The organism is Kitasatospora aureofaciens, from assembly GCF_019192735.1.
GTDB lineage: Bacteria > Actinomycetota > Actinomycetes > Streptomycetales > Streptomycetaceae > Kitasatospora > Kitasatospora aureofaciens_A.
In genome coordinates this window covers 68,458-83,507 of sequence record NZ_JAHTKP010000019.1, presented here as the reverse complement: position 1 = coordinate 83,507, position 15,050 = coordinate 68,458, and the positions used below count along the sequence as shown (strand labels likewise).

The 15,050-nt window shown below is 74.4% G+C and carries 1 protein-coding gene; it reads right to left on the bottom strand.

What is annotated here, in order from left to right; genetic code table 11:
* Nucleotides 1–11: 11 nt before the first annotated feature.
* On the bottom strand, nucleotides 12–15,044 hold the full coding sequence (locus tag KV557_RS44110; protein WP_374106653.1) for a type I polyketide synthase: 15,033 nt from the start codon (nucleotides 15,042–15,044) through the stop codon (nucleotides 12–14).
* Between the last annotated feature and the right edge of the window lie 6 nt (nucleotides 15,045–15,050).

Here is a 15,050-nt window from a genome sequence, read left to right as displayed (position 1 = left end):
GCGCGAAGTAACTAGTTGGACAGACCAAGTTCCTTGTCGAGAAACTCAAACACCTGGTCGGGTGTTGCCGACTCGAGTTCAACCTCACCGCTGCCGGACTCCGCTGCGCCCTGCTTTTCGATCCACTTCGACAGAATGCTCTGCAGCCGCCTCGTGATTCGCTCGCTCGTGTCCTGGTCGGGCGCAGCCGAACCCGACAGGCTGGATTCGAGCCTGTCGAGGTCGTCGAGCACCGGCACCGAAGCCGCCTCGTCCGGGACGAGTTCGGTGCGCAGCCAGGCGGCCACCGCCACCGGGGTGGGGTAGTCGAAAATCAACGTAGCGGGCACCCGCAGTCCGGTCGCAGTGTTCAACCGGTTGCGGATCTCCACGGCCGTCAGCGAGTCGAAGCCCAGGTCCTTGAACGCCTGCTGGGCCTGGACCCCCTCCGCCGACGCGTGGCCCAGGACGACGGCCGCCTCGGCCCGCACCAGGTCCGTCAGCACCCGCTCCTGCTCGGTGCGGTCCAGGCCGGCCAGGCGCCGGCCCAGCTCGCCCTCGCCGGGGACGGCCGCCTCGGCGGACCGGGCGCCGACGGTGGCGAGTCGACGGACCTCCGGCAGGTCCCGGACCAGCGGCGCCTTCGGCAGGTCCACCGCGGTCTGCGCCAGCACGGCCCAGTCGACGTCCATCACCGTCACCACGGCGTCGGGGCCCTGCAGCGACTCGCCCAGCGCCCGGACCGCCAGCTGCGGGTCCATCGCCGACATCGGGAGCTTCTTCATCCGCTCCCGGATCGCGTCCTTGGACTCCGCCAGGCCGCCGCCGCCCCACTGGCCCCAGGCCACCGACAGACCGGTCAGCCCGCGGGCCCGCCGGTTCTCGGCGAGGGCGTCGAGGAAGGAGTTCGCGGCCGCGTAGTTGCCCTGGCCGGCGGAGCCGAGGGTCGACGCCGCGGAGGAGAACAGCACGAACGCGTCCAGGTCCAGATCCGCGGTCAGCTCGTCGAGGTACGCGGCGCTCGCGGCCTTGGCCGCCAGCACCGTCTCCAGACGGGACACCGACAGCCGGTCGACCACACCGTCGTCCAGGACCGCGGCCGTGTGCATCACCGAGGACAGTGCCGGACCGGTCTCCCCGATCCAGGCCACCAGGCCGGCCAGCGCCTCCCGGTCGCTCACGTCACAGGACACCACGTCCACCCGCGTGCCCCGAGCGGCCAGCTCCGCGACCGTCGCCGCGACACCGGCGGCCGCCGGACCGGAACGGCCCGTCAGCACCACGCGCGCCGCGTCCCCTTCGGCCAGCCAACGGGCCACGTGCCCGGCGATCGCGCCGGTGCCGCCGGTGATCAGCACGGTCCCGCGCGGCGTCCAGCGGCCCTCGTCGGCACGCGCCTCGGCGGCCCGGCTCATCCGGCGGCCCAGCATCCCGGCCGGCCGGATGGCGACCTGGTCCTCGCCGCAGCCGGCGAGCACCGCGACCAGCCGCGCGCCGGCCCGGTCGTCCATCACCTCGGGCAGGTCGATCAACCCGCCCCAGCGGTCCGGGTGTTCCAGGCCGACGACCCGGCCGAGGCCCCACACCTGCGCCTGCACCGGACCGGTCGGCACCTCGCCGCGCGCGGCCGCGACCGCGCCGCGCGTCGCCGGCCACAGCGGCGCCTCGATTCCGGCGTCGCCCAGTGCCTGGATGAGGGTCAGGGTGGCGGCCAGCCCGCCGGCCACCACCGGATGGTCCGGCACCGGCGTCTCGTCCAGCGCCAGCAGCGACAGCACACCGGACACGTCGGCCGGCTCCGCGCCCGCGTCCCGGAGCGTCCGCGCGAGCAGCGCCGTCAGGGCGGCCCGGTCCGTGGTCCCGGCCGGGACCTCGGCCACCACGACGTCGGCGCCGCGGACGCCCAGCGCCACCGCACAGCCCTGCGTCAGATCGTCGGCGGCCAGGTCCGCGGGGACCGCCACGAGCCACGTGCCGGACAGCACGCCCGGGTCGGGCTCGGCGACCGGCGCCCAGCCCATCCGGTACCGCCAGCTCGCGGTCGTCGACCGGTCTAGGTCACGCCGTCGCCACGAGGCCAGCGCGGGCAGCACCTCGCCGAGATGCTGCTGGTCCCCGATCGCCAGCGTGTCCGCCAGCTGCTCCAGGTCGCCGCCCTCGACGGCCGCCCAGAACGCCGTTTCGGCCGCCGTGCCCGACCCGTCCCGGCCGGTGGCCGAACCGCCGGCCGGCAGGGCCGACGGGACCTTCGGCCAGAAGCGGTCGTGCCGGAAGGCGTACGTCGGCAGGTCCACGCGCTTTCCGGCCGGGAGCACGGACGTCCAGTCGACGGCCGCGCCGTTGACGAACGCCTCGGCGAGGGACGTGATCAGGCGGGTCGCGCCGCCGTCGTCACGGCGCAGCGTGCCGCAGACGGCAGCGGGCACCGCGGCCGCGCCCGCCTCCTGCGCGACCTCTTCCAGCGACTCCGTCATCGCGCCCGGCAGCACCGGGTGCGGCGAGACCTCGACGAAGACCCGGTGGCCCTGACCGGCGAGGGTCCGCACCGCGCGGTCGAAGTGCACCGTCGCACGCAGGCTGCCGTACCAGTAGGCGGCATCCAGCTCCTCGCCCGTCAGGGTCTCGCCGGTCATCGCGGAGACCATCGGGACGCGGCCCCGGCGCGGGGCGATCCCGGCCAGGACGGACGTGATCTCCTCCTCCAGCCGCTCGACCTGGGCCGAGTGCGAGGCGTAGTCCACCGCGACCATCCGGGCGCGGACGCCCTCGGCCTCGAACTCCGCCTTCAGCTCCTCCAGCGCCTCCGGCTCGCCGGAAACCACCACCACGGCCGGGCCGTTGACCGCCGCCAGCGACAGACGATCACCGAACCGCGCTATCCGCTCCTCGACCACCGCGGCGGACCGGCTCACCGACAGCATCCCGCCGAGACCCGCCAGCACCTTCAACGACTGCGAGCGGAGGGCCACCACGCGGGCGCCGTCCTCGATGCTGAGCATCCCGGCGACCGTCGCCGCCGCGATCTCACCCTGCGAGTGACCCACGACAGCGTCGGGCGTGACGCCCGCGGCCTCCCAGACCGCCGCGAGCGAGACCATCACGGCCCACAGCGCCGGCTGGACGACATCCGCCGCCTCCATCGCGGGCGCACCCTCGGCACCGGCCAGCACGTCACTCAGCGACCAGTCCACATACGGCGCCAGCGCCGCCTCACACTCCGCGAGCCGCGCGGCGAAGACCGGGCTGCACGACGCCAACTCCCGGCCCATGCCGACCCACTGCGAACCCTGACCCGGGAACACGAACACCGGCCGCGCATCGGACCGGGCCACGCCGGACACCACCGACCCGGCGGACGTACCCGCCGCCAGGCTCGCCAGCCCCGTCACGAGCTCCGCGCGGTCGCCGCCCACGACGACGGCCCGGTGCTCGAACAGGGACCGGGTCGCCACCAGCGACCCGGCCACGTCGGCCGGCTCCGCCCCGGGCCGGGCGGCCACCCACTCGCGCAGCCTGCCCGCCTGTCCCGACAGCGCCTTGGCCGAGCGGCCCGACAGCACCCACGCGCCGGCACCCGAAACCACCGGAGCCGTCTCCTGCACCTGGGCGGCCTCGGCAGCCGGCGCCTCCTCCAGGATGATGTGCGCGTTGGTGCCGCTGATCCCGAACGAGGACACGCCCGCGCGGCGCGGCCGCCCGTTCGCCGGCCACGGCACCGCCTCGGTGAGCAGCCGCACGTGTCCGGCCGACCAGTCGATGTGCGGCGACGGCTCGTCCACGTGCAGCGTCCGCGGCAGTTCCTGGTGCTGCAGCGCGAGCAGCATCTTCATCACGCCGGCCACGCCGGCGGCCGCCTGGGTGTGCCCGAGGTTGGACTTCACCGAGCCGAGCCACACCGGACGGTCCTCGGGACGGTCCTGGCCGTAGGTGGCGAGCAGCGCCTGCGCCTCGATCGGGTCACCGAGCTTGGTCCCCGTGCCGTGCGCCTCCACCGCGTCCACGTCGGCGGCCGACAGTCCGGCGCCGGCCAGCGCGGCGCGGATCACGCGCTGCTGCGACGGGCCGTTGGGCGCCGTCAGGCCGTTGGACGCACCGTCCTGGTTGACGGCGGAACCGCGCAGCACGGCCAGCACCGGGTGCCCGTTGCGTCGCGCGTCCGACAGCCGCTCGACCACGAGCATGCCGACGCCCTCGGCCATGCCCATGCCGTCGGCCGCCGCGGCGAACGCCTTGGAGCGTCCGTCCACCGCCAGGCCGCGCGCCTGGGAGAAGGCGATGAACCCGTCCGGGGCCGCCATGACCGTGATGCCGCCGGCGAGCGCGAGCGAGCACTCCCCCGACCTGACCGACTGGCTCGCCATGTGCAGCGCCACCAGCGACGAGGAGCACGCCGTGTCCATCGTCACGGCGGGACCCTCCAGGCCGAAGGTGTACGACAGCCGGCCCGACAGCACGCTGGTCGCGTTCCCGGTCATCACGTGCCCGTCGATGCCCTCGAACTCCGACTCGCCGTCGAGGCTCATCCCGGCGTAGCCCGATCCGTAACCGCCGACGAAGGCACCGGTCCGGCTGCCGCGCAGCGCGGCCGGATCGATCCCGGCCCGCTCGAACGCCTCCCAGGACACTTCGAGGAGCAGCCGCTGCTGCGGGTCCATCGCCAGCGCCTCACGCGGGCTGATCCCGAAGAACGCCGGGTCGAACCCGCTCACGTCCCGGACGAACCCGCCCTCCTGGGTGTAGGAGGTTCCGGCGTGCTCGGTGTCCGGGTCGTACAGCGCGTCGAGGTCCCAGCCGCGGTCCTGCGGGAACGGGCCGATCGCGTCCCGGCCCGCGGCCAGCAGCTCCCACAGCTCCTCGGGGCTGCCCGCGCCGCCGGGGAACCGGCAGGCCATGCCGACGATCGCGATCGGCTCGTCCGTCACCACGGCGGACGGACGGACGGGCTCGACCGCGGGCAGCTCGCCCGCCAGCTCGCCCCGCAGCAACGCGGCCAGCGCGACGGGCGTGGGGTAGTCGAAGACCAGCGTGGCCGGCAGCCGCAGCCCCGTCTCCGTCCGCAGCCGGTTCCGCAGCTCCACCGCGGTGAGCGAGTCGAAGCCCAGGTCGGTGAAGGCCCGGGTGGGCTCGATCGCCTCGGTGGAGGCGTGTCCGAGCACGGCGGCCACGTGCGCCCGCACGAGGTCCAGCAGCATCCGGTCGCGGTCCTGGCCGGACAGCTCGGCCAGGCGGCGCCGCAGCGTCTCCGCGGCGTCCGCACCGGCCGTGGCGGTCCGGCCCGCAGCCGTCCGCCGGACCCGGCCACCGGCCAGCACCCGCCACAGCGGCGGGATCTCACCGCTGCGGGCGGCCCGCGCCCGCAGATCCGCCAGATCCAGCCGGGCCGGCACCAGAACGGCCTCGCCGCGGGCCAGCGCCGTGTCCATCACGACCAGGCCCTCGTCCGCGCCCAGCGCCGCGACTCCCGACCGGCTGATGCGGGTCAGCAGCCGCTCGCCCAGGTCCCGGCCGATGCCGGCCTCGTGCACCCACGGGCCCCACGCCAGCGACAGACCCGCCAGCCCGGCGGCCTGCCGGTAGCCGGCCAGCGCGTCCAGGAAGGAGTTGGCGGCGACGTAGTTGCCCTGGCCGGGCGCGCCGAAGGTCGCGGCGGCCGAGGAGAACAGGACGAAGTGCTCCAGGTCCAGGTCCTGCGTGAGTTCGTGCAGGTGCCAGGCGGCGTCGACCTTCGGCCGCATGACCGCCGCCAGCCGCTCGGCGGTGAGGGTGCCGATCACGCCGTCGTCGATGATCCCGGCGGCGTGGAAGACGGAGCCCAGCGGGCACTCGGCCGGGATCGTCGCCAGGAGCGCGGCCAGCGCGTCCCGGTCGGCCACGTCGCACGCCACGACCCGGACCCACGCGCCCAGCCCCGCCAACTCGGCGGCCAGCCCGGCCACCTCGGCGGCGGCCGGACCCGAACGGCTGGTCAGCACCACGCCGTGGGCCCGTCCCGTCACCACCAGATGACGGGCCACCAGGCCACCCAGCGTGCCCGTCCCACCGGTCACCAACAGCGACCGCGGGCCGTCGGCGAGGAGGCTCGCAGGCCGTTCAACCGCTGCTCCGGCCTCGGACGGACGGGTCAGCCGCCGTCCGAACGCGGCCGTTCCGCGGAGGGCCAGCTCCGGTTCGCCGGCGGCGAGAACCGTCGGGAGAACGGCGATCTGCTCGCCGGTGTCGGCCACCGGCAGGTCGACGAGGACCAGTCGGCCGGGGTTCTCCGCCTGCGCCGAGCGCAGCAGGCCCCGGACCGCGGCCGCCGCCAGGTCCACCACGGCCTCGCCGTCCGCGGCCGCCACGCCGCCGCGGGTGACGACCACCAACTGCGCGGACCCCAGCCGCTGTTCGTCCAGCCACTCCTGGGCCAGACCCAGCGCGTCGGCGGCGAGCCGGCGGGCCGCCGCCGGGACCGCCTCGGCTTCGGTCTCGGGAGCACCGACGCAGACCAGCACCACCTGCGGAGCGGTCTCGCCCGCCTCCGTCGCCGCGGCCGCCTCGGCCAGGTCGGCGAAGGTACGCACCGGCACGCCGGCGACCCCCAGCCCCTCGACCAGCCCGAAGCGGTCGGCGCCGATCAGCGCCCACTCCCCGGCCGGGACGGGTGCCCCGGCCACCGGAGCCCACTCCTCGACGAACAGCGTGTCGGTCACCCCGCGGTCGGCGGTCGGCAGCTGACCGGCCGACACCGGGCGGCTGACCAGCGACTCCACCGACACCACGAGCGCCCCCGCGGGGTCCGCCGCCGTCAGCGCCAGACCGCCCCGCGCGTCACGGCGCAGCCGGGCCCGCAGGACGGAGGCCCCGCTCGCGTGCAGCTCCACGCCCGTCCACGCGAACGGCATCCGGACCTGACCCGGCTCGACGTCCGCGTCCGCCAGGGCCGTGCCCTCCAGCAGCGCGGCGTGCAGGGTCGCGTCGAGCAGCGCCGGGTGCAGACCGAACGCACCGGCCTCCCGCGCCACGGACTCCGGGAGCGCCACCTCGGCGAAGACGTCCTCGCCGCGACGCCAGGCGGCCCGCAGGCCGTGGAACGCCGGACCGTACACCTCGGCCAACCGGACGGCGTACACCTCGTCGATGTCGAGCGCGGTCGCGCCCTCCGGCGGCCAGACCGACAGCTCCTCGGGCGTCCGCCCGTCCATCGGGGCCGGGGCCACGACGCCACTGGCGTGCTGCACCCAGGCCTGCTGCGGGTCGGACGCGTCGGGGCGCGAGAACACCTCGATCGCCCGCCGGCCCTCGCCGTCCGCCTCGGCCAGCACCACCTGGACCCGCACCCCGCCGCCGTCGGCGGGCAGGACCAGCGGTGCCTGCAGGGTGAGTTCCTCCAGGAGGCCGCAGCCCACCTGGTCGCCCGCACGGACCACCATCTCGACGAAGCCGGTGCCCGGCAGGAGCACGACCCCGCCGACCACGTGATCGGCCAGCCACGGGTGCGTACGCAGCGAGAGCCGTCCGGTGCACACCATGCCCGCGCCACCGGCCAGTTCCACCGCCGCGCCCAGCAGCGGGTGGTCCACCGCGCCCAGGCCCAGCGACGCCGCGTCCTGGCCCGCGCCCACCGGCGACAGGGGGATCATCCCCTGCGGCCAGTAGCGCTCGCACTGGAAGGCGTAGGTCGGCAGTTCGATCCGCTCGGCGGCCGGGAGCACGGACGTCCAGTCGACGGGCGCGCCGTGCACGAAGGCCTCGGCGAGCGAGGTGACCAGCCGGGTCGCGCCCCCTTCGTCGCGGCGCAGCGTGGCGCAGACGGCGGCGGGCACGATGCCCGGGCCTGCCTCCTGGGCGACCTCCTCCAGGGTGTCGTTCATCGCGCCCAGCAGCACCGGGTGCGGGGTGACCTCGACGAACACCTGGTGGCCCTGGCCGGCGAGCACGCGCACGGCCCGGTCGTAGTGCACCGTGGCGCGCAGGCTCTGGTACCAGTAGGCGGCGTCCAGCTCCTCGCCGGTCAGCGTCTCACCAGTCATCGCGGAGACCATCGGGACCCGGCCCTGGCGCGGGAGGATCCCGGCCAGGACGGACGTGATCTCCTCTTCCAGGCGCTCGACCTGGGCGGAGTGCGAGGCGTAGTCCACCGCGACCATCCGGGCGCGGACGCCCTCGGCCTCGAACTCCGCCTTCAGCTCCTCCAGAGCGTCCGGCTCACCCGAAACCACCACGGCGGACGGGCCGTTGACCGCAGCCAGCGACAGACGGTCCCCCCAACGCGGGAGACGTTCCTCAACAGCGGCGGCCGACCGGCTCACCGACAGCATCCCGCCGAGACCGGCCAGCACCTTCAGCGACCGCGAGCGGAGGGCCACCACGCGGGCGCCGTCCTCGATGCTGAGCATCCCGGCCACCGTCGCCGCGGCGATCTCGCCCTGCGAGTGACCGACAACCGCCTCCGGCGCCACACCGGCGGCCTCCCAGACCGCCGCCAGCGAGACCATCACGGCCCACAGCGCCGGCTGGACGACATCCGCCGCCTCCATCGCGGGCGCACCCGCCGCGCCGGCGAGAACCTCGCTCAGCGACCAGTCCACGTACGGCGCCAGCGCCGCCTCGCACTCCGCGAGCCGCGCGGCGAAGACCGGGCTGGCCTCCGCCAACTCCCGGCCCATGCCGACCCACTGCGAACCCTGCCCCGCGAAGGCGAACACCACCCGCGCGCCAGGACGGGCCACGCCCGACACCACCGAGCCCGAAGGCACACCGGCCGCAAAGCTCTGCAGGCCGGACACCAGCTCGCCGTGCTCGGTTCCGACCACGACCGCCCGGTGCTCGAAGGCCGACCTCGTGGTGGCCAGCGACCACGCCACCTCCGCCGGCTCCAGCTCCGGCCGGGCGGTCACCCAGTCGTGGAGCCGCTCCGCCTGAGCCGTCAGGCCTTGAGCCGACCGACCCGACACCAGCCACGCACCGGCACCCGACACCACCGGAGCCGTCTCCTGCACCTGGGCGGCCTCAGCAGCCGGCGCCTCCTCCAGGATGATGTGCGCGTTGGTCCCGCTCATCCCGAACGAGGACACACCCGCCCGCCGCACCCGGCCGTCGGACGGCCACGGCACCGCCTCCGTCAGCAGCTCCACCTCACCGGCGGACCAGTCGACGTGCGAGGACGGCACGTCGGCGTACAGCGTCTGCGGAAGCTGCTCGTGCTGCAGGGCGAGGATCATCTTGATCACGCCCGCCACACCGGCGGCCGCCTGCGTGTGCCCGATGTTGGACTTCACCGAGCCGAGCAGCAACGGCCGGTCCTCCGGCCGGTCCTGGCCGTAGGTGGCGAGCAGCGCCTGCGCCTCGATCGGGTCGCCCAGCGTCGTGCCCGTCCCGTGCGCCTCGACCACGTCGACGTCAGCGGCCGACAGGCGCGCGTTGGCCAACGCCGCCCGGATCACCCGCTGTTGTGACGGGCCGTTGGGCGCCGTCAGGCCGTTGGACGCGCCGTCCTGGTTGACGGCGGAACCGCGCAGCACGGCCAGCACCGGGTGCCCGTTGCGTCGCGCGTCCGACAGGCGCTCGACCACGAGCATGCCCGCGCCCTCGGCCCAGCCGGTGCCGTCCGCGTCCTCGGAGAACGCGCGGCACCGCCCGTCCACGGACAGCCCCTGCTGCCGCGAGAAGTCGATGAACATGCCCGGCGTCGCCATCACCGTCGCGCCACCGGCCAGCGCGAGCGAGCACTCGCCCGAGCGCAGGGCCTGCGCGGCCAGGTGCAGCGCCACCAGGGACGACGAGCACGCCGTGTCGATCGTCACCGCCGGGCCTTCGAGACCCAGCACGTACGACACCCGGCCCGACAGCACACTCGTCGCGTTCCCCGTCAGCAGGTGGCCCTCGACACCGGCCCCGCCCTCACCCGCCAGGGTGAAGCCGTAGCCGGACGCGTAGCCACCGGCGAAGACGCCCGTCGCCGTGCCGTGCAGCGCCGCCGGGTCGATGCCGGCCCGCTCCAGCGCCTCCCACGACGTCTCCAGCAGGAGCCGCTGCTGCGGGTCCATCGCCAGCGCCTCACGGGGGCTGATGCCGAAGAACCCCGCGTCGAACTCCGTCGCGTCGCGGACGAAGGCGCCCTGCGCCACGTACGAGGTGCCCTCGCGCTCGCCGTCCGGGTCGTACACGCCCTCCAGGTCCCAGCCGCGGTCGGTCGGGAACCCTCCCACCGCGTCGCCGCCCGAGGACAGCAGCTCCCAGAACTCCTCCGGACTGCCACCCCCCGGGAAGCGGCACGCCATGCCGACGATCGCCAACGGCTCGTCCGCAGCCGCTGCCGCCACGGCGACGACCGCGCCCGACCCGGTTGCCTCCCCGGTCAGTTCGCCCCGCAGGAAACCGGCCAGCAGCAGCGGGGTGGGGTAGTCGAAAACCAGCGTGGCGGGCAGCCGGATGCCGGTCACCGCGTTGAGGCGATTGCGCAGCTCGACGGCGGTCAGCGAGTCGAAGCCCAGGTCCTTGAACGACCGCCGGTCCTCGATCGCGTCGGCGGAGGCGTGCCCCAGCACGACGGCCACCTCGGTTCGGACGACATCCGTCAGCACCCGCTCCTGCTCGGCCCGGCCCAACCCCGCCAGCCGCCGTGACAGTTCACCCTCGGCACGCGCGACGGCCGCGGTCCCGGCACCCGGGGCGGTCAGCCGGCGGACCTCCGGCAGGTCGCGGAAGAGCGGCGCCTCCCGCAGATCCGCTGCCCCGGCCGCGGACGCCAACTGGGCCCAGTCCACGTCCATCACGGTGACGACGGCGTCCCGGCCCTCCAGCGCCTCGCCCAGCGCGCGTACGGCGAGCTGCGGGTCCATCGCCGGCATCGGGCCGCGCTCGACCCGCGCCCGTGCCGCCTCGCTGGACTCGGCGAAACCGCCGCCGCCCCACGCCCCCCACGCCACCGACAGCCCGGTCAGCCCGCGGCTCCGCCGGTTCTCGGCGAGGGCGTCCAGGAGGGCGTTCGCCGCCGCGTAGTTGCCCTGACCGGCAGCGCCGAGCGTGGACGCGGCCGAGGAGAACAGGACGAACGCGTCCAGGTCCAGATCGGCGGTCAACTCGTCGAGCAGGACCGCGCCTTCGGCCTTCACGCTCAGCACGGATGCCAGCCGCGCCGCCGAGAGGCGGTCGACCACGCCGTCGTCCAGGACGGCGGCCGTGTGCAGCACCGAGGACAGCGCCGGGCCGGTCTCCGCGATCCAGGCCAGCAGCCCGGCCAGAGACTCTCGGTTACTGACGTCGCAGGACACGACATCCACACGCGTGCCCTGAGCGGCCAGCTCCGCGACCGTCGCCGCAATGCCGGCGGCAGCGGGACCGGAGCGACCGGTCAGCACCAGCCGCTCGGCACCCCGATCGGCCAGCCAGCGCGACACGTGCCCGGCGATCGCGCCGGTGCCGCCGGTGATCAGCACACTGCCGCGCGGCGCCCAGTGGGTCCTGCCGCGAGACTGCGACGCACGGGTCAGCCTGCGCCCCAGGATCCCGGCCGACCGGATCGCGATCTCGTTCTCGCCGCAGCCGGCGAGGACCGCCACCAGCCGCGCACCGGCACGGTCGTCCATCACCTCGGGCAGGTCGATCAACCCGCCCCAACGGTCCGGCTGTTCCAGGCCGACGACCCGGCCAAGACCCCACACCTGCGCCTGCACCGGGTTGGTCAGCACCTCACCCGGACCGGCCGCCACGGCACCGCGCGTCGCCAGCCACAGCGGCGCGCCGATCCCGGCGTCACCCAGCGCCTGGATGAGGCTCAGGGTGGCCGCCAGGCCACCGGTCACCACCGGGTGGTCCGCAACCGGCGTCTCGTCCAGCGCCAGCAACGACAGCACACCGGACACGGCGGAAGGTTCCACCGCCTCGCCGAGCAGCGCCACCACCTCGGCCCGGTCCACAGCACCGGCCGGGACCTCGACCACGACGACCTCGGCCCCGCGAGCAGCCAGCGCGGACACACACTGCTGCTCGGCCGAGCCGGTCGGCACCACCAGCACCCAAGTGCCGGACAGCACACGGGAGTCGGGCTCGCCGATCGATGCCCAGTTCACCCGGTAGCGCCAGTTCGTGGTCACCAACCGGTCCAGCTCACGGCGCCGCCAGGACGCCAGCGCCGGCAGCACCTCGCTCAGCTGGCGCTGGTCCTCGATGGCCAGCGTGTCGGCGATCCGCGCCAAGTCGCCGTCCTCGACGGCCGCCCAGAACTGCGCCTCCACTGCCGTACTCGTACCGTCCCCGCCGGCCATCGCCGGTGGCATGAGCGACACCACGCCTTCCGGCCAGAACCGCTGGTGGCGGAAGGCGTACGTCGGCAGCTCGACCGGCTTCCCGGCAGGCAGAACCGAACTCCAGTTCACCGGCACGCCCTGCACGAACGCCCGGGCCAGACCCGTCACCAGACGCGCGACGCCCTCGTCGTCGCGCCGCTGCAGCGGGACGAACACGGCCTCGTCGCCGTCGACGCCCGCCACCGCGTCCGGGCCCAGGGAGGACAGCGACCCGTCCGGGCCCACCTCGATGAACACCGAGACGCCCTGCTTCGCGAGAGCCGCGACGGCGTCGGCGAAGCGCACCGCCCGGCGCGTCTGCGCCGGCCAGTACCCCGCCTCGCACTCGGTCACCAGCTCACCGGTCAGCGCACCCGCCCACATCATGTTCGGACGGTGGTACTCCAACCCGGCTGCCACAGCAGAGAGTTCATCGAGCACGGGGTCCATGGCGGGCGAGTGGAAGGCATGCGACACCCGCAGCCGCCGCACCCGCCGACCCCGCTCACGCCACACCTCCACCAGCTTGTCCACGGCGTCGGTCTCACCCGAAACCACCACCGACTCCGGCCCGTTGACCGCCGCGATCGACACACCCTCGGCAAGCGTGGAAACCACGTCCGCCTCCGGCGCATTGATCGCCGCCATCGCGCCACCGCCGGGCAACGCCTGCATCAGGCGAGCACGCGCCGCCACCAGCCGAGACGCGTCCTCCAGAGAGAGGACCCCGGCCACGTACGCGGCCGCAACCTCACCCACCGAGTGACCGACCACCGCATCCGGCGTCACGCCAGCAGCCTCCAGCACGGCCGCGACACCGACCTCGAAGGCGAACAACCCCGCCTGCGCATACAGCGTCTGATCCGCCAGAGCCCCGTCGACACCGTCCGCACCCAGGACCACGTCCCGGACCGACACGCCCAACTCCAGCTCCAGCAGCCCGCACACGCGATCGAACGTCTCCGCGAACACCGGGCTGCCCTCGTACAGGCCGCACCCCATGCCGGTCCACTGCGAACCCTGACCCGCAAAGATCAGGCCCACCCGAGCACCGGCACGCGCAACACCCGACACCACCGATGCCGCCGACACACCAGCGGCCAGACTCTCCACACCACCGACCAGCTCGGCACGCTCGGTGCCCACCACCACGGCCCGGTGCTCGAACGCCGACCGCGTCGTCGCCAGCGACCACGCCACATCCGCCGGCTCCAGCTCCGGCCGCGCCACCGCCCACTCGCGCAGGCGACCCGCCTGAGCCGTCAGACCCTCCGCCGACCGACCCGACACCACCCACGCACCGGCACCCGACACCACCGGAGCCGTCTCCTGCACCTCGACGGCCTCAGCCGCCGGCGCCTCCTCCACGATGACGTGCGCATTGGTGCCGCTGATCCCGAACGAGGACACGCCGGCGCGGCGCGGACGCTCCCCCGCGGGCCACGGCTCCGACTCCGTCAGCAACTTGACGTCGCCGGCCGTCCAGTCCACGTGCGAGGACGGCACGTCGGCGTGCAGCGTCGGCGGCAACTCCTCGTTCTGCAGCGCCATCACCATCTTGATGACACCCGCCACACCGGCAGCGGCCTGCGTGTGCCCGATGTTGGACTTCACCGAGCCGAGCAGCAACGGCCGGTCCTCCGGCCGGTCCTGGCCGTACGTGGCGAGCAGCGCCTGCGCCTCGATCGGGTCGCCCAGCGTCGTACCCGTCCCGTGCGCCTCGACCACGTCCACATCGGCAGCCGACAGGCGCGCGTTGGCCAACGCCGCCCTGATCACCCGCTGCTGCGACGGACCGTTCGGCGCCGTCAGACCGTTCGACGCACCGTCCTGGTTCACCGCCGACCCACGCAGCACCGCGAGCACCTTGTGCCCGTTGCGCTGCGCGTCCGACAGCCGCTCGACCACGAGCATGCCCACACCCTCGGCCCAGCCCGTGCCGTCCGCGTCCTCCGAGAACGCGCGGCACCGACCGTCCGCCGACAGCCCCTGCTGCCGCGAGAACTCCACGAACGTCCCCGGTGACACCAGCACCGTGACACCACCGGCCAGCGCCAGCGAGCACTCCCCCGACCGCAGCGCCTGGGCAGCCAGGTGCAGCGCCACCAGCGACGACGAGCACGCCGTGTCGATCGTCACCGCCGGGCCTTCGAGACCCAGCACGTACGACACCCGGCCCGACAGCACACTCGTCGCGTTCCCGGTCATCAGGTGACCCTCGACACCGGCCCCGCCGTCACCGGACCAGGAGACACCGATCCCGTAGTTGGACGCGAAGCCGCCCGCGAACACCCCGGTCGCGGTCTCCCGCAGGGACGCCGGGTCGATGCCGGCCCGCTCCAGCGCCTCCCACGACGTCTCCAGCAGCAAGCGCTGCTGCGGGTCCATCGCCAGCGCCTCACGCGGGCTGATCCCGAAGAACCCCGCGTCGAACCGGGTCGCGTCCCGCAGAAACGCACCCTGCGCCACGTACGAGGTGCCCTCGCGCTCGCCGTCCGGGTCGTAGACGTCGTCCAGGTCCCAGCCGCGGTCGGTCGGGAACCCTCCCACGGCGTCGCCGCCCGAGGACAGCAGCTCCCAGAACTCCTCCGGGCTGTCCGCACCCCCCGGGAAGCGGCACGCCATGCCCACGATCGCCACCGGCTCCGCCGCCTGCTCCTGCACCTTGCGCAGTCGTGCGCGGGCGTCCTGGGCGTCTGCGATGGCCCGCTTTAGGTAACTACGAAGCTTGTCCTCGTCGGACACAGTCGGCTCCCAGCAATGGTGTTTCGGCAGAGTCAGGGACGGGCTGTCCCGCACAGAGCG